Raw genomic sequence first — 23653 nt, 5'->3', positions numbered from 1 at the left:
AACAGTAAAATGAAAAAAAATAAATATATTTTCTTATTTGCTTCTGTTTTAGCTTCACCATTTTTTGTGAGCTGTAACGAGGATAGTATAGATAAAGTTAATGCCCCAATTGCTTATGAAGCAATTGGTGGGTATGAAAGTTCAGATGATGTTGCTGCCGCTAATTTGGTTACTAAATTTAGTTTTGAGAACAGTATTGCAGATTCAAAAAATGGAATAACTGGTGGAGTAGGTACAAATGTAACTTATGGAAACGGAATCAAAGGAATGGCTTATAAAGGATCTTCAAGTTCTTTTATTGCTTACAATGCAGTGGCGAGTTCTTTGGTCGATGTAAAAAGCATTACCGTTTCTATGTGGATCAATACAAATCCACACACAGGAGGAGCACAGTCATTATTTATGTTGCCAAAAACAACTGATTTCTGGGGGAATATTTTCTCATTAATTGAAGGTACAGGTCCAGCAACAACAATGTTAGTGAAAAATCACGTTCAAAAAGATGTAATGCCAAGTATTGCATGGTCTGGTCAGTTTATTGAGCATGGTGGTACAAATGTTTTAACGAATATGTTTGGAAAATGGAAACATGTTGTGTGGACTTATAGTGGAGCTAGTTCTACTTATAGCATGTACATTGATGGACAAAAGCTTGATTTACCCGCTTCAATCTCTAAGAGATATGCAAGTGATCCTCTTACCGGAGGTGTTGGTTATGGAGATCTTGCCAATTCGAATGTTTCAAAATTCATTATTGGAGGATTTCAACAACATTTAGGTACTCCATGGGGTGCTCCGGATGGTTGGATGTTGAATTATACCGGTATGATGGATGAATTCAGAATATACAATGCAGCTCTTTCTGATAATGAAGTTGTCGCTTTATTTAAATTAGAAAAAGACAACAGATAAAAAGCACTCTTACACACCTAGTTTTCCATAAACTAGGTGTTTTTTCAATTATTAATACTTTTATTTTATAAAAATGAAAAAGTACTTATACGGACTAATTTTTTTAAATCTTTTTATTTCTTGTTCATCATCATCTCCTGAAGGGAAGGGTGGCGGAACTCCATTGCCAACGAGTCCGACAGTGCCCACAGTTCCTTTAACTGATACGGAAGCTATGGATCAAGTCCAAAAAGATGCTATCAAATATTTTTGGGAATATGCCGAAACCAATTCAAAATTGGCACGGGAACGTTACCTTACTGAAGATCCTAGTTTTGAAGCTAATATTATTACAACTGGAGGTTCAGGATTTGGTTTAATGACACTTATTGTAGGTGTGGAACGAGGTTTTGTACCAAGAGCCGAAGCCGTTTCCCGACTTACAACAGCTATGACTTTTTTGGAAAATGCAGAACGTTTTCATGGTGCATGGCCGCATTGGATAAACGGAACAACAGGAAAAGTAATCCCTTTTGGAACAAAAGATAATGGTGGGGATATTGTTGAAACTTCTTTTTTATGCCAAGGATTGTTAACCGTTAGAGAATATTTTAAAAACGGAAATACCGCAGAAAAAGCGCTTGCTGCCAAAGCAGATAATTTGTGGAAAGGCGTAGAGTGGGATTGGTACACAAAAGGTGAAAATGCCATGTATTGGCACTGGTCTCCTAACTATGGTTGGGAAATGAATTTCAAATTAGAAGGTTACAACGAGTGTTTGATTACTTATGTTATGGGCGCAGCTTCTCCAACACATCCAATTCCAGCAGCAGCGTATCATCAAGCTTGGGCTCGTAACGGTGCAATTGCAAACGGAAGTTCTCAATATGGAATACCGGTAATTTTTAATTATAACGGGGCTACAGGAAATGTTGGGCCTTTGTTTTGGGCACAATATTCTTACTTGGGAATGGATCCTCGAGGATTGACAGATGCGTATGCAAATTATTGGACAGTAACACAGAACCATTCTAAAATCATCAATCAATATTGTATTGCTAATCCAAAACAATGGGCGGGTTATTCCGATAAATGTTGGGGATTAACAGCTAGTTACACCAGAAATTCCGATGGTACTACAGGATATACGGCACATCAACCGTTGAATGATACGGGAGTAATTTCGCCTACAGCAGCTTTGTCTTCATTCCCCTTTACACCAGCGGAAAGCATGAAATTTTTGCATTATTTGTATGATGAAAAAAAGAGCTCTTTAGTTGGAGTTGCAGGACCTTATGATGCCTTTTCGCCTCATTACAATTGGGTGACTCCACGTTATTTAGCCATTGATCAAGGTACAATTGTTCCCATGATTGAAAATCATCGTACGGGATTGATTTGGAAATTATTTATGCAGGCACCTGAGGTAAAAGTGGGGTTGAAAACATTAGGTTTTTCATCCACTCAATATGGATTTTAAAATAAATTTTTAGATGAAATGTAAATTAGCAATAGTCACGTTATTATTTTCCATTGTTTCTCTTGCTCAAAAGGATGAAATTGGTACAATAAAAACCGAAATCGTGCAAAAACGCGAATTAACTTTTGCTTTGCATATTCCAAAGAATACTAAAGAAAAAAAGCCGCTGATTGTTTTTCTTCATGGTTCTGGTGAAAAAGGAACCGATATCGAAAAAGTAAAAGCACATGGGCCATTCAAGTATTTGAAAAGTCACGACTTAGATGCGTATGTTGTAGCACCGCAATGTCCTGAGAATGAATATTGGAATGAAGAAGTGCTCTATCGTTTGATTTTAAAAATTCAAAAAGAGAACAATATCGATAGCAACAGAATTTATCTTACAGGTCTTAGTATGGGGGCTTGGGTCGCTTGGAATCTTGTTTTTGCACATCCTGAAACCTTTGCTGCATTAGTTCCTATTGCCGGATATGTGGATAGAATTCCGATGATAGAGAATTGTAAAATCGCAACCATTCCAACTCGGATTTTCCATGGTTTACTGGATGATGTCGTGAATGTAGAGTATTCGATTGCGATGTATAAAAAATTGAAAACCTGTAATACGAATGTGGCACTAACGATTTTTGATGATGCAAATCACGATAGTTGGACAAGAGTATATGACAACCAAGAAATTTATGATTGGATGTTCAAACAAACAAAAAACAGACAAAATGAAAATTAAACTTATTATATTCCTTATAGGCTTTTCACTTTTTGGCTACAGCCAAAAAAAGACAACTAAAAAGGCAGTTACAATCAAACCCAAAACAGAATTCGTAGCTGAATTACTTTCGAAAATGACTTTGGAAGAGAAAATTGGACAATTGAATTTACCAACTTCTGGTGATATTACAACTGGTGCTGCCAGTAGTTCTAATGTGGCGAAGAATATCGAAGATGGTAAAGTTGGCGGATTATTCAACATCAAATCAGTTCAGAAAATAAAAGAAGTACAGAAAATTGCTGTCGAAAAAAGCCGATTGAAGATTCCGTTGCTTTTTGGAATGGATGTGATTCACGGGTATGAAACAACCTTTCCAATTCCGCTTGGATTATCTTGTACTTGGGATATGAAATTAATTGAAAGAAGTGCTCAAATTGCAGCACAGGAAGCCAGTGCCGATGGAATCAACTGGACTTTTTCGCCTATGGTTGATATTTCTCGTGATCCACGCTGGGGAAGAGTTTCAGAAGGTTCGGGTGAAGATCCATTTTTGGGAAGCCAAATTGCAAAAGCAATGGTCAATGGGTATCAACAAAATGATTTGTCGAAGAACAATACCATTTTATCGTGTGTGAAACATTTTGCTTTGTACGGCGCGCCAGATGCAGGACGTGATTACAACACGGTTGATATGAGCCGAATAAAAATGTACAATGATTATTTTCCTCCTTACAAAGCCGCTATTGATGCCGGAGTTGGTTCGGTTATGGCGTCTTTCAATGAAATTGATGGAATTCCTGCTACCGGAAACAAATGGTTAATGACGGATGTATTGAGAAAACAATGGGGTTTCAATGGTTTTGTAGTGACTGATTTTACAGGAATTCCTGAAATGATAGAGCACGGAATGGGGGATTTACAAACGGTATCAGCTTTGGCATTAAATGCCGGAATTGAAATGGATATGGTGGGTGAAGGTTTCCTTACTACTTTGAAGAAATCATTGGATGAAGGAAAAGTGAGCATCGAACAAATAGATAATGCGGCTCGTCTTATTTTGAATGCCAAATATGATTTGGGATTGTTTCATGATCCGTATAAATATTGTGATGAAAAAAGAGCTAAAACGGAGGTTTTTACAAAAAACCATAGAGCAGAAGCTAGAGCTATTTCAGCGCAATCTTTGGTTTTATTGAAAAACAACAATCAATTGCTTCCTTTGAAGAAATCAGGAACAGTTGCTGTTATTGGACCATTGGCTGATGCCAAAGAAAATATGGCGGGTACTTGGAGTGTGGCTACTAATATGGATAAATCCATTTCATTAATAGCAGGAATCAAAGAAGTTGCCGGTGACGCTACAAAAGTGCTTTACGCCAAAGGAAGCAATCTGGATTATGATGCTGCTTTCGAGGAAAAAGCGACTATGTTCGGAAAAACACTGCACCGTGATAGCAGAACTACCGAAGAATTATTGGCGGAAGCCTTGAAAATAGCCAATCAATCGGATGTAATTGTTGCGGCTTTAGGGGAATCAGCAGAAATGTCAGGAGAAAGCAGCAGCAGAACTAATTTGGAGATTCCACAAGCTCAAAAAGACTTATTACAAGCATTATTGAAAACAGGAAAACCAGTTATTTTGGTTTTGTTTACAGGCCGTCCATTGGTATTGGTTCAGGAACATGAAACTGTTCCGGCAATATTGAATACTTGGTTTGCAGGAAGCGAAGCTGGAGCTTCTATCGCTGACGTTTTGTTTGGAAATGAAAATCCTTCCGGAAAATTAACTGCGACGTTCCCAAGAAGTGTGGGACAAGTGCCTATTTATTACAATCAAAAAAATACAGGAAGACCTCTTGCGAACAAGGAAGGGAAATTTGAAAAATTCAGATCGAATTATATTGACGAAAGAAATGAACCTTTATATCCTTTTGGTTTTGGATTGAGTTATACCACTTTTGGCTATTCAAACTTGAAAATTTCATCCAATAAAATGAACTTCAACGGGAAATTAAATGTTACTGTAGATGTGACAAATACTGGAAATTTTGATGGGAAAGAAGTAGTTCAATTGTACATAAGAGATTTAGTAGGATCGGTTACAAGACCTTTAAAAGAATTGAAAGGATTCCAAAAAGTATCTATTAAAAAAGGAGAAAAACGAACAGTAACTTTCGAAATTTCTGTTGAAGAATTAAAATTCTATAATTCTGATTTACAATTTATTGCTGAACCGGGTGCTTTTCAAGTTTTTGTAGGCACGGATTCCAGCACTGACAATAAAGTTGATTTTGTGTTGATTAAGTAAATGTTTGGTTTGTTTATTTATGATCAGCCCTTCGGTATTTATATCGAAGGGTTTTTTTATAAAAAAGTGTGTTTATAAAAATGTCACGAAGATTAATGGCTTTATTTGTTTTTTATAAATTCAGACAAAATAATTTGCAAGATTTTTTTTGAATGTGGTATCAAATATTCGTTAAGAATCACGAAATTGCCGTTCCTATTGAAACCGAAAAATTCAAACCATCACCGAATTAAATTATGAGAAAATCAATTTTATGTGTTGCACTATTCCTTAACGGAATTGTTCTTTTTGCACAAACCAAAGAAGAACAAACCTTGAAGGAAATTTATAAATCATCCTTAACGAATGCCAAATGTTATCCTTGGCTAGAACATTTATCCAATAAAATTGGCTCTCGATTATCGGGTACAACCGGAGCCGAAAAAGCAGTTTTGTATACCAAAGCGCAATTAGAAACACTTGGATTAGATAAAGTATATCTTCAGGAAGTGATGGTGCCAAAATGGGTTAGAGGCGAAAAAGAAATCGCGTATTTACAATTTGGAAATCAAAAAATCAGTTTTCCAATATGTGCGCTCGGCGGCTCTGTTGCCACTCCCAAAAAAGGAGTACAAGCGACTGTAATTGAAGTAAAAAGTATAGAGGAATTAACAGCATTAGGGGAAGAAAAAGTAAAAGGGAAAATAATCTTTTTTAACAGACCTATGAACCCTGAATTTATTGAAACTTTCAAAGCATACGGCAGTTGTGTAGACCAAAGATCATCAGGAGCAAGAGAAGCGGGGAAACTGGGTGCGTTAGCCGTAATTGTGAGATCAATGAATTTACGATTGGATGATTTGCCACATACCGGAGGAACCAATTATGGAGAAATTTCAAAAGAACAACGAATTCCGGCTGCTGCTATTAGTACAAATGGGGCTGAACTTTTAAGTAAAAGTTTAAAAGAAAAACCAAACGCTCCATTCTATTTAAAACAATCGTGTCAGACATTTGATGATGTTTTGTCTTATAATGTTGTGGGAGAAATAACGGGTTCTGAACATCCAGATAGAATAATGGTCGTTGGAGGACATCTTGATTCCTGGGATTTAGGGGACGGATCTCATGACGATGGCGCTGGATGTGTGCAAAGTATGGAAGTATTGAATATCTTTAAAAATATAGGATATAAACCTAAAAATACGCTTCGTGTGGTATTGTTCATGAATGAAGAAAACGGTGTTCGTGGCGGAAAAGAGTACGAAGATCAATCCAACAAAAACAAAGAGAACCATATTTTTGCTTTAGAAAGTGATTCAGGAGGATTTTCACCAAGAGGTTTTTCAATTGATGCTGATGAAGCAAATTTCAATAAAATCAGTAGTTGGGCAACTTTATTCGAACCGTATTTAGTTCATAAATTTGTAAAAGGACATTCTGGTGTTGACATTGGTCCATTGAAATCAAATCATATCGTAAAAGCTGGATTACAACCAGATTCACAACGTTATTTTGATTACCATCATGCTGCAAATGACACTTTTGACGCTATCAATAAAAGAGAATTAGAATTAGGAGCGGCAACTATGGCTTCACTAATGTATTTGATAGATCAGAATGGAATTGTAAAATAAAAACACCCTAATTTGTGAAGGTGCTACATGCTATTTTTTCAATATTTGAAGGAAATAGTGAATGTAGCACCTTCATTTATTTTGCTCTCTACCGCTATTCGGCCACCTAAACTTGTGATGTGATTGTAAACTAGATACAATCCTATACCGTTACTGTCAACGTTACTGTGAAATTTTTCATATAAACCAAAAATCTTATCTTTCACTTTATCCATATCAAAACCTAACCCATTATCAGAAAAAATTAATTGGTTCACGCCATTATTTTTTCTAGATTGAATAGTAATTACTGGTACTTGATGTGGTTTTGAATATTTAATTGAATTGGTTAGTAAATTCAGAAAAATACTTTTAATGTAGGCCTTGTTGAAAGTAACATTCTCAAAAGCTGAAAAGTCAACATTAATAATTGCTTTTGAATCGCTTACCAAGGAATTTATGGATGCAAGGACTTCAGCAAGTGATTCGGTTAAATTTATTTCTTCAATTTGAGTATTTATATTCTCATTTTCTACCAATTCATCGATAGATTCGTTTAGTGTTTCTTTTAAATTTTCACTGGTTAATTTAAGAATATTAATCAATTCCAGTGTTTCCGGATCATTGATTTTAGAAACATCAATAAGACTAAAAACCGAAAGCATATTATTGATAGGTGACTTTAAATCATGGGAAGTTTTGTGTGATAAAACGGTAAGTTCCTTGTTGATTTGTGTAAGATTTGCAAGAAGTAAATTGCGCTCTTCTTCTACTTTCTTTTTGTGAGTGATGTTCTTGGCAATCGCATAGACTAATTTTTCGGATTCAACAGGCATAGATGTCCAAGATAGCCAAACAATTTCTCCGCTTTTCGTTAAATACCGATTTTCGAAATTTAAAAGGGGCTTGTTTTTATATACTTGCTCTCTGGTTTCGATTGTAATTTTAAGGTCTGGAGTATAAACAAAACTACTTATGGGTCTAGCATATAATTCTTCTTCTGAAAAGCCTAATAATTTTGAAACAGCGGGATTTATTCTCTTGAAAAAGCCATCAAATCCTGCAATACAAATAAAATCAGCGGAGATATTAAAAAAATTATCAAAGTGATAGATCCCTTCTGAATCAGGATTACTTTTTTTTACAGTCATTGATTTTAGAGGTTACTTATCATTCGGATTTTGGGCAAATACAAATTTTATGAATTCTTTACTTTTGTTCTTTTGGAAAAAACTTAATATTCAAATTTAGCTAATAAATACTTATAATAAAAGCGATCCAAGAAACAAATTTATAATTAAAATTGAGGCATCTAATTCATTAAAATAAAAAATTAGATTAAACAAAACGAGGCTGTCTATTTACAGGCAGCCTCGTTTTTTATTATTTGTGTGCTATTATATTTTGAATATTCCTCCCACAGCAATAATTCTCTGAAAGAAGAAAAAGTCCTGTGAAGCAGTATCTTCTGAGCTTGTTGTAGTTCGTATATCCTGCATATTGATATAACCGCCTTTAAGTTCTCCTTGAAGGTAAAAATGTTTGAAAAAAGTGATGTTCAAACCTGCTTTCAAAGAAGTTCCATAACCCGAAACATGAAAATCATCATGACGTTCTTTACCCAATAATTTTGTGTTTGTTTTTGGATATAAAAGACCAAAACCAACTCCTTCCGTTAAATTAACTTGGATTTTGTCTGTATTTCCAATTTTAAAAATAGAGGAAATATCATCGTGTCTTGAAAATTCAGTGTGTACATAATTTAAACCATCGGTATGCTCAAAAGTTAAAAATTCTTCTGTCAAAAGCACCTGATCGTTAGGTAACAACTCATCATATGATCCCGGATTAGGATAATAACCATCAATATTTACGGCCTTATCTTGTGTCATCACATATTTCATGTGGTCAACGCCTATTGCTACACTATAATGATCATTTATAAAATACCCCAATTTTAAATTAGTCTGAGGAATAGTCATCCTGGCTGGATTGAGATAATCAACATGCCATCCTTTTGGTTTGTCATGCGCTTGTACATTATCCAGAGTAAAGTTATAGTATTTTCCACGAAAAGTGATGTCAGATTTAGTATAACTATCTCTGTTTCCTCCCCATGAAATAAAAAATTTCCCTTTGTTATGACTGGTGTATCGATCTTGTATTACTGTTTTTTCCTGTGCAATTGTAGTATTAGTAAATAGTATAATTAGGAATGCTGAAAATAAAAAAAAATGTTTCAATGAATTTGGGGCCTAAATTTAAAATGTATTTATTGTTTTTCTGATGGCAACTAACTTGGTAATTAATGATTCAAAGTAATCTAAATGCAACATATTTGCTCCATCGCTTTTTGCATTAGCAGGATCAAAATGTGTTTCTATAAAAATTCCATCCACACCTACAGCAATACCAGCTTTGGCAATGGTTTCAATCATATCTGGTCTTCCTCCAGTTACACCAGCGGTTTGGTTGGGTTGTTGCAGTGAGTGCGTAACATCAAGAACAGTTGTAGCGTATTGTTGCATAGTAGGAATTCCTCTAAAATCAACAATCATGTCTTGGTAGCCAAACATCGTTCCTCTATCCGTAACCATTACTTTTTCATTATTACAATCCAATACTTTTTGAACCGCATGTTTCATGCTTTCTGGACTCATAAATTGTCCTTTTTTCAAGTTTACCACTTTTCCGGTATTGGCAGCAGCCACTACTAAATCAGTTTGGCGTACTAAAAAAGCAGGGATTTGCAGCACATCTACATATTGAGCAGCCATATCCGCATCTTCATTCGTATGAATATCAGTAACAGTAGGAACTTTAAATGTTTCAGAAACTTTTCTAAGGATTTTTAATGCTTTTTCGTCACCAATTCCTGAAAAACTGTCAATTCTAGAACGGTTAGCTTTCTTGAATGATCCCTTAAAAACGAAAGGAATTTGTAAATTATCAGTAATACCAACTAGTTTTTCGGCAATTCGCATTGCCATTTCTTCACCTTCAATGGCACAAGGACCAGCTAGCAGAAAGAAATTACCACTGTCAGTATATTTAATTTGTGGAATATGTTGTAGGTTCATAATATGAATTTTTTAAAGGTGCAAAGGTAGTTATGATTTGCGATTTACTATTTATGATTTGCAAATAATTTCTTGGATTAACGTTTTATTAGGAGCTTTTTCCCGCTGTACGTTGTAATCTCCAGAAAAAACGGTAGGATTTCTCCCGACGCTTCGGTACCATCAGGGCTAGGGGATTGGTTTGTAAGGATATTTTGGGATTCTAAAGCTATTATTTTTTCAATGACAGTCCCACAGGAACCATCAATATTCCTTTTTCGTAAATGTTCACGTATAGCGTAACGGGTTTTTTCTGACCTTCCCACTTTACTTCATAAACATCTAAAAATCCGGCACCTAATTCGCTTCTTTTTGTTGGAAACGGACAACAGTTTTCTAATTTCGTATAGGTTATTGCTTCGCCATTTGGTCCGGCAAGAGCATTAAAAAAACGTTGCTGGTTGATGGTTTCATTTTTGGTGTTGTTAAAGAAAATATTGATGGGATAATCTTTGTCATAGCCATATTTTTTGTCTTTACTGTACTCCGTAATCACAAAAGTATTGTCTTTTGAAAGGGTAAGGTTTGGCGCATTATCATCGGTGTTTTTCAAAGTAGATTGTGTACTTGAGCAGGAAGCCATACCGATTAGTAAAGCAATAAAAAAGATTGATTTGTTCATGTTCAGTGTAAATTTATCAGGTGAAATTTATATAGCAATTACAATACCATGTAATTTAAATAATACAAATATAAACAGAACTTTAGACCTTAATGCGAGTTCCCGTAATAATTTGGATTAGCACTTTTTAACCGAATGTCGCATTTCTTCCAAAATCTCATCAAATGCTTCTTATCTTTGCACAAAAAAACAATATGGATATTATTTTTCAAACATGGTCCTGGTATATTTCTGGGTTTTTGATTGGTATGATTATGCTTTCTTTGATTTATTTCGGGAAGTCTTTCGGGATGTCTTCTAATTTACGTTCATTGTGTTCTATGGCTGGTTTAGGAAAACGAGTAGCCTTTTTTGATTTTGATTGGAAAGCACAACGCTGGAATTTAGTAGTCGTTCTTGGAGCTATGTTAGGTGGTTTTGTTGCCGTTCATTTTATGGGAGATACTTCAAATGTGGCTATTAATCCTAAAACAATTGCGCAATTAACACAACTTGGTATTGAAGCTCCAAACGGAAAACTAATGCCAGATGCTCTTTTTGGGATATCCATTTTAGAATCTCCAAAAAGTATTTTTATACTGCTTATTGGTGGCGTTTTGATAGGTTTTGGTTCTCGTTATGCTGGTGGTTGCACATCAGGACATGCTATTTCAGGTTTGAGTAATTTACAAATTCCTTCTTTGAAAGCGGTTATCGGGTTTTTCATTGGTGGATTGATAATGACGCATTTTTTATTGCCATTAATTGTAAAATAAAATTGTAAGGCAACCAGAATAAACTTAACATTAAAAGCAAAAGCATGAAAAATATAATAAAATATCTGTTGGTTGGATTTGTTTTCGGAATTGTACTGACTAAATCTGAAGCAGTTTCTTGGTATCGCATTTATGAAATGTTCCAATTTCAGTCATTTCACATGTATGGAATTATTACTGTGGCTATCTTGACAGGAATTATTGGCATTCAAATCATAAAAAGAAACAATATAAAAGACATTAAAGGAGAATCGATTGAAATTCCGGATAAAGAAAAAGGATCTGCTCGCTACTGGATTGGCGGTTTATTTTTTGGATTGGGTTGGGCATTGGTAGGTTCTTGCCCAGGTCCTATATTTATTTTGCTTGGAGCCGGTTTTTGGACCGTTCTGATAGTGCTTTTCGGAGCTCTCTTGGGAACTTATTTATATGGATTATTAAAAAATAAATTACCTCATTAATCGAAATACATCGGTTATCAAAGTAGCATTCTCTTATGAAAATGCTACTTTTTTTTGTTTAATTTTAAAATACCGCTAACAATCAAGTATTGTGCGGATAAGTAAGTTGCCATAATCAGGAATGAGCTGTATTGCAATGGAGTATAGAATTTGTCAAATGCCAAAATACTATCTGAAGCTACAAAAATAATAGCGCCAATTAAAATATAGATGCTGGCAGGTTTTTGCCAGTTTAAAAAGCCTTTCAATGCAAATAACAGCATAATTGAAATAGTCAAGGCATAAACAAAAACAGGAATTTTTAAGTCTCCCAGACTTGGCAGTAAAATCAACATCATTACTATTAAATAAAAGGCAATTCCTGTAACTCCTACCCAGAAGATGATTTTACTTTTCTTTAAATAAATCTTTAATTGTTTGCTGAACAGTATGATATAGGAAATATGTGATAGAAGAAAAGCAATCAATCCTGCTATAAAATATAATTCTCCTTTGTCAGCAAACATCAAAATAATATCGCCTATCCATGATAAAGTCAAAGCTGTTAAAAGAATTTTTTTGGTAACAAACCTTTCATGAAAATAAACAGCGAGAATTAAAAATGGCAATAAGTAGGGTTTCAAAAACCAAACTGTATTTTCATTCCCAAATAATAGAAACGAAAGATAAAAAAGACTAAATCCAATAAAACTCTTTAATATTATATCACTTTTCATACGTTGTTTTTAAGATTGAGCTATAATCATTGTTTCTTTTTCAAAATTACTGCTGACAAAATAAATGGTTACTACTAGTGACAAAATAAGATAAATTGCAACAACATAACTCGCAAAAGGAAATAGCTGATTCATGCCAAACCAATCGCCAAAATAGAAAATTAGTCCAATTCCAAATGCAAAACGCATGCTTTCCCAGAATATAGAACTTTTACGGGTATCCATTAATTCCGTGTAACTGTAAACGGTCAGGAAGATGAATGCACCGTAAATAAATACATATGGTAAACCTATCAGAGCAATAGAATTATAGAGGTAACTAATGAGTAGTAAGGTAATAATAGCTTGAAAAATGGACCAATACATCAATTTTTTAGAATGTTGAACGCCGTATTTTTCAAAATCATAGACATTAGTGATTTTGGTTACGGGATATTTTTCTTCAAAATTTTCTGGACGCCAGCCTGTTGGTTTAAACCAAATTGTGAATTTGTCTTTCCAGTTTTCGGCGCGCCAAGCATCTGTAATCAATAACCATAAATGCTGAAAATTAATTCGAATGGGATTCCAGGTTCTTGCTGGTCGTGTGATTCCAAAAACGGGTGGGACAGTTTCTAATTCTGCTTGAAAAGTACCAAATAATTTATCCCAAATGATGAATATTTGAGAATGGTTTTTGTCCATGTATTCTGGGTTGATGGCATGATGCACTCTATGATGTGATGGCGAAACCAGTATGTTTTCCAGAAAACCAATTTTCTTAATATGCTTCGTATGATACCAAAATTGAAGAAATAAATGAATAGGAAGCGTTATTGCAATCACTTTGGAGGGAACTCCTAAAAGAGCGGCCGGTATCAATAAAAAGGTAAACAGATTCACAAAACTAGATATCGGTTGGCGAAGTGCGCAGGCCAAATTAAATTCTTCACTACTGTGATGAATGGCATGTTTGTTCCATAAAAAATTAATTTGATGAGACAAACGATGACTCCAATAGCCATAAAAATCAATAGCTATAAATCCAATAAAATAAGTTAGAAAGCTTGCTTGAAGATCAAATAAAGCTATTTTAGAGACAATCCAGTCGTAAGAAGCTAGTGTTATGCTGAGTCCTAAAACATCTTTTAAGGAATTAACCATTCCAGAACTTACGCTCGAAACAGAATCCATGTTTGGTGCAGTGTCTTCCCCTTTGTAATGCCCGTATATTTTTTCGATAATAATTAATATCAAAAAAATAGGCATTACAAAAACTAAAATTTTACCATATTCTTCCATAAAAACACTTTTTTTTATTCAAATATAGAATAAAAGAGAATGTTTTTGAATTATTCATAGTAATTTATTTATTACAGGGAAATTTTATTAATCTTAAATTATCTCTGCATTTAATCCTGCTTCTAATAATTGGGTACATTGTGGTTTTAATTTTTCGTAAGGACCTGTTTTTACGGTACACTTCCCATTATAATGTACAATTAATGAACATTGTTCTGCTTGTTCCGGAGTATGATTACAAACGCGAATCAAAGTTTCTATGACATGGTCAAAAGTATTTACATCATCGTTGTAAACCACTATTTCATTGTCTAAACTTATAGCTTCCTTAACACTAACTCTTTCTCTTACTTTTTCTTTAGTACTCATTTTGTAGGTTTTTGTACTTTCGTAATTAATAAAAAAATAGTACCACTAATTTACATATTTTAAAGATACCCAATTGTTTCTTTCAAATTTTTTAACATACGTTAATCCTTTTTCAGTACAAGAAGCATCTATAAATGGGATATCTTCCTGATAGAAACCACTTAAAAGCAGTGTTCCATTAGGATTCAAACTGTTTACATAACTTTGCATATCGTTCAACAAAATATTCCTGTTGATATTGGCAATAATCAAATCGTATTTTTTGCCTTCCAGTAATGCAGCCTCACCTTCATAAACTGTAATGTGTTTACAATTATTGCGTTGTGCATTTTCTATAGAATTTAAATAACACCAGTTATCAATATCAATTGCGTCAATTGGTTGCGCACCTTTCATCTCGGCAAGTATTGCTAAAATTGCAGTTCCGCATCCCATATCAAGGGTTTTCATTCCGGTAACATCTATTTCTAATAAATGCTGAATCATCATGTGTGTCGTTTCATGGTGACCAGTTCCAAAACTCATTTTTGGTTCGATTACAATATCAAATTCGGCATCTGTTTTTGGGTGAAAAGGCGCACGTACATGACAATTTCCATCAACATCTATTGCTTCAAAATTCTTTTCCCATTCCTCATTCCAGTTTACTTGCTCGATTTCTTCAAATGTATAATCGATTGTAAACTCCTCAGATTGTAAAATATGAATGTCATCAAGAATCATTTCATCCCATAAATCCTTTTGTACAAAAGCAGAAATACCCGTTTCAGTTTCTGTAAAACTCTCAAATGCTCTTTCTCCTAATTCTGCGATTAATATTTCAGAACCTAATTGCTTAGCCTGTTCGCTACTGCTCGAGTCTTTAGGCTCAATAGTAAAATGATACCCAATATAAATGTTTGACATGCTTATTTTTTTTGCAAAGGTAGTAATCACTATTTAAACTGCATTTGTAAATCAAATTTTATTTTACATTTGCACAACAAACCCATAACAACTACATCAAAAAGATTATTTTATTTTTTGTTATTCTTTCTGGTATTTTAGGGAATGCTCAAGAGAATATTAAACAAAGTAAACAGGATAATGACCTGAAATTATCAGCTCTTCCATATTATAGTTTTGGTAAAGGAATTGGAATTACTTCTCCAGATAGTTTATATCAGTTGAATATTCGTTTTCGAATGCAAAACAGGGTTACGTATACCGAAAATGAAGGTGAAGATGGTGTTTATGACGGACAAATCAGACCTTTGCGCTTGCGATTTGATGGATATGTTGGAAGTCCAAAGTTTTTATACGCAGTTCAATTGTCATTTGCCCCGGGCGATGTGGGCGAAATTCAAGAAGGAGAAAATATCAATATTATTCGTGATGCGGTAGTTTTTTACAGACCTAATAAACATTGGAATATCAGTTTTGGACAAACTAAATTGCCAGGAAATCGTCAGTGTGTGAATTCATCCGGAGGATTGCAGTTAACTGATAGATCCATCAAGAATGCCAGATTTACAATCGATAGGGATTTTGGTTTTCAAGTTCATAATATGAATGAATTCAAAGATAAATTTTCTTATAATTTAAAAACAGCTATTTCCACAGGTAAAGGACGTAATATTACAGGAAATGCTGATGCTTGAGTTGCTGTAACCGGAAAAGTGGAGTTGTTGCCTTTTGGTTCATTTTCAAAAGATGGAACTTATTTTGAAGGAGATATTGTAAGAGAGAAAAAGCCAAAATTGATGCTTTCTGGAGCTTTTCAGCAAAATAATCATGCCAAAAGAGTGCAAGGGCAATTAGGAAACGATTTGTTTGAAGAACGTACTATGAAATCAGTTATGCTGGATGCTATGTTGAAATATAATGGCTGGGCCGCGATGTCAAGTTACTTGTCTAGAACGACTTCCAGAAATGCTGTTACTGTAAATCCGGATGATATTACACAATCTAATTATGCTTATGTAGGGTACGGATTTGATCATCAGTTGAGTTATAATTTCCCTTCAAACTATGAAATTATTGGGCGATATTCCACTCAAAAAGCAGGAGAGGATATTAGGACTTTGGCTCCAAATTCTAAACAATATACTGTTGGTGTAACCAAGTATATTTGGGAACATACTTTTAAATTGCAAAGCGAATTGACTTTTGATACTTTAAATTATTTTGACAGCAGAACCAAGAATAATTGGTATTTGCGTTTTCAGGTAGAAATAGGAATTTAAAAAAAAGCGGTGAAATAAATCACCGCTTTTTTTTATGAAGTTTAATTATAAAATTTAGATAGCATTTACAATTGCTAGAAAATCATCTGCTTTTAGGGCAGCACCACCAATAAGACCACCGTCTACATCTGGTTTTGAGAATATTTCTTTAGCGTTTTCAGGTTTTACACTTCCGCCATAAAGGATAGATACGTTTTCAGCGATTTCACTTCCAAAAGCTTTACGAACTGTTTCTCTGATAAATTCATGCATTTCTTGTGCTTGTTCCGGTGAAGCTGTTTCTCCAGTTCCAATAGCCCAAACTGGCTCGTAGGCCAAAACAATACTGTCCCAGTCTTTTGATTCAATATGAAATAAACCATCTCGCAATTGGTTTTCTACCACATTAAAATGATTTTTTGATTGACGGTCTTTTAATTCTTCTCCGAAGCAAAAAATAACCATCATATCGTGTTCTAAAGCTGTATTTACTTTATTAGCAATCAAAGCATCCGATTCATGAAAAATAGCTCTGCGTTCTGAGTGTCCCAGAATTACAATATCAACACCAACACTTTTTAACATATCAGCTGAAATTTCGCCTGTAAAAGCACCGCTTTCCGCTTGATGTACGTTTTGTGCAGCAACATCGATATTAGTAAACTCCAAATGATCTACAGCAGAAGCCAAGTTTACAAATGTTGGAGCAACAATTACTTGTGCTTTTGCGTCAGTTGGTATTTTTGCTATTAATTCATTCAATAAATCTTCAGTTTGCTCTGCATTTTTATGCATTTTCCAGTTTCCGGCAACAATCTTCTTTCTCATTTTAGTCGTATTATATTTAGTTTTTGGTTATGTTTTTCAATCTTGCAATGAATTATTTTAAATTTTTAAGCGTTTCATTGATTTTATCAAAATCAGTTTCTATGGCGCGGTATAAAACAATTTTTCCGTTTTTGTCAACAACGATGTATCTTGGAATCCAATCCACATCAACGGCTTTTGCAAATACCCCTTTCATTTGGTCATTTGCCATGAAATGATCCCCTTTCAATTCGTGTTTTTCGATTCCGGCTTTCCATTTATCGGCAGTTTTATCCATTGAAATAAATAAGTAACCAACATCAGGATTATTAGCTTGTAATTCTTTTAGTTTTGGCATTGCTTTCACGCAATCTCCACACCAGGAAGCCCAAACTTCTATTACCAGGGTTTTTCCTTTGTGTTTTTGTAAAATGTCCTTAAAAGCAACTTGACCTCCATCAGTGGCTAAAAGGGTTTCAGATAAAGCTTCTTTGGAGAATTTAGTTTTTTGCGCATTTGATGTGCAAGACAATGTTACAACCGCAATAAGTAATACTATTATTTTTTTCATTAAAGAAATGTTTTTAAACAAAGTTAAACAAACAATTTGAATGCGTTATACGGATTAAGAAATTTTGAAAGCATTATTCGAAAATGACAAAGCAATATCGTTATAGTTTAAAAATAATGGAATGATTTTGATTCACTGATTTATTTAGAAAGCATTTATCATTCTTTTAAAGTAAAAAGTCGTAAAGATTCCTGTTTCGGACTTTACGACTTTAAAATTTTATAGTTTATTTAGAATTTTAAATCTGCAATATCATTGTGATGAACCTTTTGTTTTATTGTTCCTTTTTCAATTAGAACAATACTTGGATTGGCTCTTTCGATAGTTTTTACAGTTATAGCATCACAAAAATAGAAGTCAAATGTCAATCCGAATTGTTTTTTTGCAGCAGCTATTTCTTCTGGTGAAGAAGCTGTCATTGCAACTACTTTATATCCTTTTGCTTTAGCATCCTGACTCAATTTTTCCAATTTTGCCATTCCACTGTGATCCGCTTTAACTAAATCGTAAGCTGTAATCAACATCAATTTTGGTTCTTCTAAAAATTCATCTTTGTAATCTGAACCGTCTTTTTCCATCGTAAAATCATGAATAGGAGGAACGTAACCTTCTGTGATAACTTTGTCTTTTCGGTCTACAAATACCGCGCCTTCAGGAATCGACATCAAATCTTTTTCGGTAAATTCTTTATCGATACCACCAACTTTGTAAATAAAGACCATTTCTACCACTGACTTTTCTGCTCCATCAGGGATTCGCATTCCTTTTTGAATATTATTACCTACTTTATAAGGTCTGAAATCGATTAATGGCAAATGGTTTAAAACCCAAACTCCCATAAGTGAAGATAAAACGATACTGGCGTAAATAACTATGTTTTGTACGTTATTGCTAAACAACGGTTTTACCAATTTTTGATTAAAAAATAATATCAGAATAAAGAAAAGTAAAACAATATCCTTTGTGAAAGATTGCCAAGGTGTCAGTTTTAAAGCGTCTCCAAAACAACCACAGTCTTTTACCACATTAAAATAAGCGGAATAAAAAGTCAGGAAAGTAAACAGTACAATCAAGATTAATAAACTCCAGATAGTGAATTTGGTTTTGTAACCAATGAGCAACATAATACCTAAAACCACTTCAAGAATTACTAAAAACAAAGCAATTCCTAGTGCAAACGGAACGAAAAAGGGCATGTTGAAAACCGGCTCACTGAAATATTCAGCCAGTTTGTATGAAAACCCGATTGGGTCATTCAGTTTAATTAATCCGGAGATAATAAATAGGATTCCAACGAAAATTCTAGAAAATTGAGTAATTATATTTTTCATATGAAGATAATATTTGTTTTTTAGTGGAATATGATATCGCCATTCTTGATTCCAGTTTGTGATTTTGGAATCCTGGCGATTTCATTTTTAGTTATTACTTTTTATTATTTATTTCCAAAACCCATTAGAATCAAGGCAAAAATCGAATAATTAATCATATCCTGATAATTCGCATCGATTCCTTCAGAAACTAATGTTTTTCCTTTGTTGTCTTCAATTTGTTTGACACGAAGTAGTTTTTGTAAAATCAAATCTGTTAGTGAACTCACACGCATGTCGCGCCAAGCTTCACCGTAATCATGATTTTTATCTTCCATTAAATCTTTGGTCAGTTTAACTTTGGCATCGTATAATTCAGTTGCTTTTGCAACTTCTAAATCGGGTTGGTCAGCAACGCCTAATTCCAATTGAATCAACGCCATGATAGAATAATTGATAATTCCGATGAATTCACCTGTTTCATCTTCATCAATTTTGCGGACTTCATTTTCTTGTAAGCTTCTAATTCTTTGGGCTTTTATATAGATTTGATCGGTCAACGAAGGCAGTCTTAAAATTCGCCAAGCACATCCGTAATCTTTCATTTTATTGATAAACAGCGTACGACAAGTCGCAATCACAGTATCGTATTCTTTTGAAGTATTCTTCATTATTGGTGTATATTTGTATTCAAATTTTTTCAAAAATAAGATAATTTTTTTGAATGTAGAATTTTGAAGTCTTTAAAACTGTAAACGAATGGCTATTAACTGCAAAGGAATACTTGTTGACTTATCAACTCCCAAAGTTATGGGGATTTTGAATGTGACACCCAACTCTTTTTTTGATGGTGGAAAGTATAAGAATGAAACCGAAATACTTTCGCAAGTAGAAAAAATGGTACTTGAAGGAGCCACTTTTATAGATATTGGCGCTTATTCCAGTAAACCAAGTGCAGAATTTGTCTCGGAACATGAAGAGATTGCGAGAATTGTTCCTGTTGTAGATTTGATTTTAAAACATTTTCCAGAAACGATAATTTCGATTGACACCTTTAGAAGTGAAGTGGCAAAAGCTTCCATAGAAAGTGGTGCAGCAATCATCAACGATATTGCAGCAGGAAATCTGGACGAAAAAATGTTTGAGATAATTGCAAAATACAATGTTCCTTATATTATGATGCACATGCGAGGAAATCCTCAAACGATGCAAACACTCACAGATTACGATGATATTGTAAAAGAAATGTTGTTCTATTTTTCTGAAAAAGTTGCCAAGGCCAGAAGTTTTGGCATCAATGATTTGATTATCGATCCGGGCTTTGGCTTTGCCAAAACAACAGATCAAAATTATGAAGTTTTCCAGAAAATGGAATTGTTTAATATATTGGAACTGCCACTTCTTGTTGGGATTTCCAGAAAATCAATGATTTATAAAACGCTGAATGCTACTATAGAAAATGCGTTAAACGGAACGACGGTTTTGAATACTTTGGCATTGACCAAAGGAGCAAAAATCCTTCGTGCCCACGATGTAAAAGAAGCGATGGAATGCGTTACCTTGTTTAATAAAATCAATTTATAAACAAGCAACATTTTAATCTGGCGTCCTATATTTATCTGGAAAAGTAAATCGTGAAAAACGCAAAAGACTACCTTTCTTTTCAAACAAAGAAAGGTAGTCTGGTATATGATAAAAGAAAAAGGATGTTGTTTTTTGTTTAATAAGATCCTCCTCCAATACCTTCTTTAAAAAGTTGGCCTCTTATTTCTCCTCCGGGAAATGCGGCACTATGTATGTTTACGTAGTAAAGCTCCGCTCTGAGGTCTGCTTCTTCCGCCGCAGTCAAAGCAATACTTGTGTAAGATATAGGTGAGGTTAATGTTGTAAACGGAAAAACGGGAGACCCGTTGACCCCCACAGCACCCTTGTGTATATGACCCGCTGTGGGTGCTGCAATAGAATGGGTCACCGTTATTGTGAATGTTTTTGTGGTATTGTTGAATGTAAGCGTGGCATCTCCCGTTGCTGTCGAAGCATTGGCGGGTACTTCCCTTATTCCGCTTAAGACCGCTTTAAAAGTGATTAAGTTGGAGGTTGGGTTTGGACTAGTGTAGTTGTTATCGCTGCACGAAAACAATCCTGATAAAATAATAAAAACAACTAAAAATTGAATGGAACGGTTCATAATAAAATAATTTAACGGTTAGGAAATGGAAATAAATACTATTAAAAAACGGTATATAATTTTATTGAAGTCTTATTTCAGTAAGGGTTTAGGGCTAAACCTTTCAATAATTAGTCTAAAATTATATTATTAATTATGTAATTTTAATAATTATATGTTAAAACATTGATTTTTAGCATATTGCCGACATGTCGTGAAGATTTACACTCCCGTTTCATCCCCGGAAGTTTTAGGGTGGGATGACGGGACAATTTTAAGGCAGAAAAATAAAATACAAAAAACGGGCTCTTTAAGGGGAAATGCTGTACTGACCACGGGACTGGACACTGCAAATTAATTATTGGTGATGATACGGTTCATTTCTTAAAATCGTGAAACCACGATACAATTGTTCTATAAAAAATAAACGTACCATTTGATGTGAAAAAGTCATTAAAGACAGCGATATTTTTCCTTGCGCTTTGGCATAAACCGTTTCTGAAAAACCATAAGGACCACCAATTACGAAAACCAAAGTTTTTACTCCAGAGTTCATTTTCTTTTGTAATTCTTCTGAAAAACCTACGCTGGAAAAATTTTTTCCGTTTTCGTCCAATAAAATAAGTTGGTCTGTCGGTGTAATTTTTGCCAAAATTAATTCGCCTTCTTTCTCTTTTTGTTGACTTTCGGATAAATTTTTTACGTTCTTGATATCAGGAATAATATCTAAGTCAAACTTGATATAAAAAGACAAACGTTTGGTGTAATCGTCTATTAAAGATTGTAAAGCTTTGTTATCAGTTTTACCGATAGCAATCAATTTGATGTTCATTTTTGTTTGATTTCAGAGGCGTAAAGATAGAAAAATTAACAGTTTTAAAACGCATTCTCTTTAATGGAAATTAATATTCTGGCTTTAAATTCATAAAATTACCAAAGCTAAGATGATATTTATTTTATCTCAATGCCATCAATTAGCAATTGAAATGACTCTTCTTTTTTATTATCTATCAGGAAAGTGATTTCTTCTAAATTAGAACCGTCATAATTAGGTAAATTTAATTTTTGCCCTCTGAATGCAGGATACAGTTCCGTGATTGGAATTTCAATCCTTTGCCAATCTGTGGAAGTTTGAAAAGGAAATACATACGAATGTGAATCAGTTCGATTGGTCTTTACTCTAAATTGATATTGTTTGCCGTCTCCTTTAAGCCGAATACAAAAATGTGTAGTGCTTTTTAAAAGCAATGGCCCAAAAACATATTTTACAGCACAAAATCCGCCATTATTTTCTAAAGAAACTTTACCTTTAAAAGTCCCAATTCCATTTGTATTCAGATAGAATTTACTTTCTGATTCTCCACCCATTACAGCGTCATTTACAACTTTCCAATTTTCAAGGTCGCTTTCTAAATTAAAATCAAAAACTTTTATGACATTCATTTTGTTTGGGTTAGTAAACTATTTTTTTTATAAAAGTTCTTGTTTTATTTTTTACAATGGATTAATTCAAAAAACTAAAACTGGCGTAAACTCTTAAGAATTTTACGCCAGTTTTAGTTTGATAATTAGTTCAATTATGATTTAGGCAGCGGCGCACCCACAGTAATGTCACATCGGTGATTGGCTTGACCATGTGGTGGATTCATTCCTTCTGGAGTTGGTGTCGTAGCAACTGGTGTTGCAGTAGTTACAGTAGATGCAGGAACGGGTTGATTCTGTTGCTGGACAGCTGTTTTGTTTGTAGTTGCGGCTGGCGGAGAATTCAATGGAGCGCCTACTGGAATATCACAACGGTGCGATGGCTGACCGTGCGCAGGATTCATTCCGGCAGCTACAGGACCGGAAGTTGTGACTACATTATTTGGATTTATAGTATTTGTAGTTTGTTGAACCTGAGTTGCCGTCGAAGTTTCGCTCTTCATTTGTTTACCAACTTCAGTAAAGGGAACTACATTTGTAGGAGTTGCGGTATTTTGTGGTTCAACTTCTTTTTTGCAAGAAGTCAATAGTATCGAGGATACAAAAAGAAGGCTTAAAAAAGATTTCATAATCAGCGTTTTAGTTACTAGTTCAAATATAAGATTTTAAATAATACACCACAGTATAAAAGAATTGATTTTATTGGATATAAATAGTTGAATAGGTGTTAAATTATTAGTATCAATATTCTTTTTTTTGATTGTCCGCAATTACCCATAATTAAATAAAAGGCTTATATTTGATAAAAAAAGAGCGATGAATCTATTCAATTTTACAGCAAATTTTGGGAGTGAAGAGTCTTGTAG

General features: G+C 34.1%; 26 protein-coding genes. 10 read left to right on the top strand and 16 right to left on the bottom strand.

Going from position 1 to position 23653, the window contains the following annotated elements; all coding sequences use genetic code 11:
- Positions 1–9: 9 nt before the first annotated feature.
- From QLS31_RS09260 to QLS31_RS09240, 5 genes are all read left to right on the top strand, one after another.
- Positions 10–912: a LamG-like jellyroll fold domain-containing protein gene (locus tag QLS31_RS09260; RefSeq protein ID WP_099715052.1), complete on the top strand. Its 903-nt coding sequence runs from the start codon at positions 10–12 to the stop codon at positions 910–912.
- 73 nt (positions 913–985) lie between these two features.
- Positions 986–2371: a glucoamylase family protein gene (locus QLS31_RS09255; RefSeq protein WP_282743619.1), complete on the top strand. Its 1386-nt coding sequence runs from the start codon at positions 986–988 to the stop codon at positions 2369–2371.
- 13 nt (positions 2372–2384) lie between these two features.
- Positions 2385–3098 (top strand): prolyl oligopeptidase family serine peptidase, encoded by a 714-nt coding sequence (locus QLS31_RS09250; protein WP_282743618.1) that lies wholly within the window; start codon positions 2385–2387, stop codon positions 3096–3098.
- Positions 3088–5388, top strand: coding sequence for a beta-glucosidase BglX (gene bglX, locus QLS31_RS09245; protein WP_282743617.1), 2301 nt, complete (start codon positions 3088–3090; stop codon positions 5386–5388). The genes QLS31_RS09250 and bglX overlap by 11 nt, the downstream gene beginning before the upstream one ends.
- Positions 5389–5624: 236 nt before the next feature.
- Positions 5625–7004: a M28 family peptidase gene (locus QLS31_RS09240; RefSeq protein ID WP_121342377.1), complete on the top strand. Its 1380-nt coding sequence runs from the start codon at positions 5625–5627 to the stop codon at positions 7002–7004.
- Positions 7005–7042: 38 nt separating this feature from the next.
- Here QLS31_RS09240 and QLS31_RS09235 read toward each other — a convergent pair whose 3' ends face one another.
- From QLS31_RS09235 to QLS31_RS09220, 4 genes are all read right to left on the bottom strand, one after another.
- Positions 7043–8134 (bottom strand): PAS domain-containing sensor histidine kinase, encoded by a 1092-nt coding sequence (locus QLS31_RS09235; protein WP_099715056.1) that lies wholly within the window; start codon positions 8132–8134, stop codon positions 7043–7045.
- Positions 8135–8380: 246 nt separating this feature from the next.
- Entirely contained in the window at positions 8381–9226 is an 846-nt protein-coding gene (locus QLS31_RS09230; protein ID WP_282743615.1) for a hypothetical protein, read from the bottom strand.
- An 18-nt stretch (positions 9227–9244) separates the two neighbouring features.
- Positions 9245–10063, bottom strand: a complete 819-nt coding sequence (kdsA, locus tag QLS31_RS09225; RefSeq protein WP_282743614.1) for a 3-deoxy-8-phosphooctulonate synthase — start codon at positions 10061–10063, stop codon at positions 9245–9247.
- Positions 10064–10274: 211 nt separating this feature from the next.
- Positions 10275–10724 carry a 2-dehydro-3-deoxyphosphooctonate aldolase gene (locus QLS31_RS09220; RefSeq protein WP_282712558.1) on the bottom strand — a complete coding sequence of 150 codons (450 nt, stop codon included), beginning with the start codon at positions 10722–10724 and terminating at the stop codon, positions 10275–10277.
- Positions 10725–10918: 194 nt separating this feature from the next.
- On the opposite strand from QLS31_RS09220, the gene QLS31_RS09215 reads away from it, so the two are divergent.
- Complete coding sequence (locus tag QLS31_RS09215) at positions 10919–11479, top strand: YeeE/YedE thiosulfate transporter family protein (protein WP_282743660.1); 561 nt, start codon at positions 10919–10921, stop codon at positions 11477–11479.
- Between the two features lie 44 nt (positions 11480–11523).
- Complete coding sequence (locus tag QLS31_RS09210) at positions 11524–11940, top strand: DUF6691 family protein (RefSeq protein WP_099715066.1); 417 nt, start codon at positions 11524–11526, stop codon at positions 11938–11940.
- 44 nt (positions 11941–11984) lie between these two features.
- Here QLS31_RS09210 and QLS31_RS09205 read toward each other — a convergent pair whose 3' ends face one another.
- From QLS31_RS09205 to prmA, 4 genes are all read right to left on the bottom strand, one after another.
- Complete coding sequence (locus QLS31_RS09205; protein ID WP_282743613.1) at positions 11985–12656, bottom strand: lysoplasmalogenase; 672 nt, start codon at positions 12654–12656, stop codon at positions 11985–11987.
- 9 nt (positions 12657–12665) lie between these two features.
- Positions 12666–13937: a sterol desaturase family protein gene (locus tag QLS31_RS09200; RefSeq protein WP_282743612.1), complete on the bottom strand. Its 1272-nt coding sequence runs from the start codon at positions 13935–13937 to the stop codon at positions 12666–12668.
- A 93-nt stretch (positions 13938–14030) separates the two neighbouring features.
- A complete protein-coding gene (locus tag QLS31_RS09195) occupies positions 14031–14306 on the bottom strand; it encodes an ATP-dependent Clp protease adaptor ClpS (protein ID WP_282716208.1) in 276 nt (91 codons plus the stop codon).
- Positions 14307–14351: 45 nt separating this feature from the next.
- The gene (gene prmA / locus QLS31_RS09190) at positions 14352–15212 is read right to left on the bottom strand and encodes a 50S ribosomal protein L11 methyltransferase (RefSeq protein ID WP_121342371.1); all 861 of its coding nucleotides are present in this window, start codon (positions 15210–15212) and stop codon (positions 14352–14354) included.
- Between the two features lie 278 nt (positions 15213–15490).
- Here prmA and QLS31_RS16370 point away from each other — a divergent pair, with 278 nt between their 5' ends.
- Positions 15491–15946, top strand: a complete 456-nt coding sequence (locus QLS31_RS16370; protein WP_349238936.1) for a porin — start codon at positions 15491–15493, stop codon at positions 15944–15946.
- 18 nt (positions 15947–15964) lie between these two features.
- Complete coding sequence (locus QLS31_RS16365; protein WP_349238935.1) at positions 15965–16531, top strand: hypothetical protein; 567 nt, start codon at positions 15965–15967, stop codon at positions 16529–16531.
- Between the two features lie 54 nt (positions 16532–16585).
- Here the strand turns inward: QLS31_RS16365 and tpiA are convergent, their stop codons facing one another.
- The 4 genes from tpiA to QLS31_RS09165 form a co-directional block, all read right to left on the bottom strand.
- Positions 16586–17338, bottom strand: coding sequence for a triose-phosphate isomerase (tpiA, locus tag QLS31_RS09180; protein ID WP_099715077.1), 753 nt, complete (start codon positions 17336–17338; stop codon positions 16586–16588).
- Between the two features lie 52 nt (positions 17339–17390).
- Positions 17391–17888 carry a TlpA disulfide reductase family protein gene (locus tag QLS31_RS09175; RefSeq protein ID WP_282743610.1) on the bottom strand — a complete coding sequence of 166 codons (498 nt, stop codon included), beginning with the start codon at positions 17886–17888 and terminating at the stop codon, positions 17391–17393.
- 230 nt (positions 17889–18118) lie between these two features.
- Complete coding sequence (locus QLS31_RS09170) at positions 18119–19219, bottom strand: BT_3928 family protein (protein WP_282743609.1); 1101 nt, start codon at positions 19217–19219, stop codon at positions 18119–18121.
- Positions 19220–19323: 104 nt separating this feature from the next.
- On the bottom strand, positions 19324–19869 hold the full coding sequence (locus tag QLS31_RS09165) for a DUF1599 domain-containing protein (RefSeq protein WP_099715080.1): 546 nt from the start codon (positions 19867–19869) through the stop codon (positions 19324–19326).
- A gap of 88 nt (positions 19870–19957) precedes the next feature.
- On the opposite strand from QLS31_RS09165, the gene folP reads away from it, so the two are divergent.
- Positions 19958–20782 carry a dihydropteroate synthase gene (folP, locus tag QLS31_RS09160; RefSeq protein WP_282743607.1) on the top strand — a complete coding sequence of 275 codons (825 nt, stop codon included), beginning with the start codon at positions 19958–19960 and terminating at the stop codon, positions 20780–20782.
- Positions 20783–20918: 136 nt separating this feature from the next.
- On the opposite strand, the gene QLS31_RS09155 is transcribed toward folP, so the two are convergent.
- The 4 genes from QLS31_RS09155 to QLS31_RS09140 all read right to left on the bottom strand — a co-directional run bounded on the left by QLS31_RS09155 (position 20919) and on the right by QLS31_RS09140 (position 23416).
- Positions 20919–21386 carry a CHRD domain-containing protein gene (locus QLS31_RS09155; protein WP_282743606.1) on the bottom strand — a complete coding sequence of 156 codons (468 nt, stop codon included), beginning with the start codon at positions 21384–21386 and terminating at the stop codon, positions 20919–20921.
- A gap of 337 nt (positions 21387–21723) precedes the next feature.
- Positions 21724–22197: a 23S rRNA (pseudouridine(1915)-N(3))-methyltransferase RlmH gene (rlmH, locus tag QLS31_RS09150; RefSeq protein ID WP_039109797.1), complete on the bottom strand. Its 474-nt coding sequence runs from the start codon at positions 22195–22197 to the stop codon at positions 21724–21726.
- Positions 22198–22316: 119 nt separating this feature from the next.
- Entirely contained in the window at positions 22317–22808 is a 492-nt protein-coding gene (locus QLS31_RS09145; protein WP_282743605.1) for a CIA30 family protein, read from the bottom strand.
- A gap of 134 nt (positions 22809–22942) precedes the next feature.
- Positions 22943–23416 (bottom strand): hypothetical protein, encoded by a 474-nt coding sequence (locus QLS31_RS09140; RefSeq protein ID WP_282743604.1) that lies wholly within the window; start codon positions 23414–23416, stop codon positions 22943–22945.
- Positions 23417–23653: the final 237 nt, after the last annotated feature.

The sequence above is a fragment of the Flavobacterium sp. XS2P24 genome (assembly GCF_030010285.1).
Classification (GTDB): Bacteria; Bacteroidota; Bacteroidia; order Flavobacteriales; family Flavobacteriaceae; genus Flavobacterium; species Flavobacterium algoritolerans.
Note: the sequence above shows the minus strand (reverse complement) of the source record. Positions and strands in the feature narration are given on the sequence as shown.

What these genes read in the sequence shown, in the direction of transcription:
- QLS31_RS09260 (WP_099715052.1), top strand. Translation starts at nt 10, where the DNA reads ATGAAAAAAAATAAATATATTTTCTTATTTGCTTCTGTTTTAGCTTCA.
- QLS31_RS09255 (WP_282743619.1), top strand. Translation starts at nt 986, where the DNA reads ATGAAAAAGTACTTATACGGACTAATTTTTTTAAATCTTTTTATTTCT.
- QLS31_RS09250 (WP_282743618.1), top strand. Translation starts at nt 2,385, where the DNA reads ATGAAATGTAAATTAGCAATAGTCACGTTATTATTTTCCATTGTTTCT.
- bglX (WP_282743617.1), top strand. Translation starts at nt 3,088, where the DNA reads ATGAAAATTAAACTTATTATATTCCTTATAGGCTTTTCACTTTTTGGC.
- QLS31_RS09240 (WP_121342377.1), top strand. Translation starts at nt 5,625, where the DNA reads ATGAGAAAATCAATTTTATGTGTTGCACTATTCCTTAACGGAATTGTT.
- QLS31_RS09235 (WP_099715056.1), bottom strand. Translation starts at nt 8,134, where the DNA reads ATGACTGTAAAAAAAAGTAATCCTGATTCAGAAGGGATCTATCACTTT.
- kdsA (WP_282743614.1), bottom strand. Translation starts at nt 10,063, where the DNA reads ATGAACCTACAACATATTCCACAAATTAAATATACTGACAGTGGTAAT.
- QLS31_RS09220 (WP_282712558.1), bottom strand. Translation starts at nt 10,724, where the DNA reads ATGAACAAATCAATCTTTTTTATTGCTTTACTAATCGGTATGGCTTCC.
- QLS31_RS09215 (WP_282743660.1), top strand. Translation starts at nt 10,919, where the DNA reads ATGGATATTATTTTTCAAACATGGTCCTGGTATATTTCTGGGTTTTTG.
- QLS31_RS09210 (WP_099715066.1), top strand. Translation starts at nt 11,524, where the DNA reads ATGAAAAATATAATAAAATATCTGTTGGTTGGATTTGTTTTCGGAATT.
- QLS31_RS09205 (WP_282743613.1), bottom strand. Translation starts at nt 12,656, where the DNA reads ATGAAAAGTGATATAATATTAAAGAGTTTTATTGGATTTAGTCTTTTT.
- QLS31_RS09200 (WP_282743612.1), bottom strand. Translation starts at nt 13,937, where the DNA reads ATGGAAGAATATGGTAAAATTTTAGTTTTTGTAATGCCTATTTTTTTG.
- QLS31_RS09195 (WP_282716208.1), bottom strand. Translation starts at nt 14,306, where the DNA reads ATGAGTACTAAAGAAAAAGTAAGAGAAAGAGTTAGTGTTAAGGAAGCT.
- prmA (WP_121342371.1), bottom strand. Translation starts at nt 15,212, where the DNA reads ATGTCAAACATTTATATTGGGTATCATTTTACTATTGAGCCTAAAGAC.
- QLS31_RS16370 (WP_349238936.1), top strand. Translation starts at nt 15,491, where the DNA reads ATGCAAAACAGGGTTACGTATACCGAAAATGAAGGTGAAGATGGTGTT.
- tpiA (WP_099715077.1), bottom strand. Translation starts at nt 17,338, where the DNA reads ATGAGAAAGAAGATTGTTGCCGGAAACTGGAAAATGCATAAAAATGCA.
- QLS31_RS09175 (WP_282743610.1), bottom strand. Translation starts at nt 17,888, where the DNA reads ATGAAAAAAATAATAGTATTACTTATTGCGGTTGTAACATTGTCTTGC.
- QLS31_RS09170 (WP_282743609.1), bottom strand. Translation starts at nt 19,219, where the DNA reads ATGAAAAATATAATTACTCAATTTTCTAGAATTTTCGTTGGAATCCTA.
- QLS31_RS09165 (WP_099715080.1), bottom strand. Translation starts at nt 19,869, where the DNA reads ATGAAGAATACTTCAAAAGAATACGATACTGTGATTGCGACTTGTCGT.
- folP (WP_282743607.1), top strand. Translation starts at nt 19,958, where the DNA reads ATGGCTATTAACTGCAAAGGAATACTTGTTGACTTATCAACTCCCAAA.
- QLS31_RS09155 (WP_282743606.1), bottom strand. Translation starts at nt 21,386, where the DNA reads ATGAACCGTTCCATTCAATTTTTAGTTGTTTTTATTATTTTATCAGGA.
- rlmH (WP_039109797.1), bottom strand. Translation starts at nt 22,197, where the DNA reads ATGAACATCAAATTGATTGCTATCGGTAAAACTGATAACAAAGCTTTA.
- QLS31_RS09145 (WP_282743605.1), bottom strand. Translation starts at nt 22,808, where the DNA reads ATGAATGTCATAAAAGTTTTTGATTTTAATTTAGAAAGCGACCTTGAA.
- QLS31_RS09140 (WP_282743604.1), bottom strand. Translation starts at nt 23,416, where the DNA reads ATGAAATCTTTTTTAAGCCTTCTTTTTGTATCCTCGATACTATTGACT.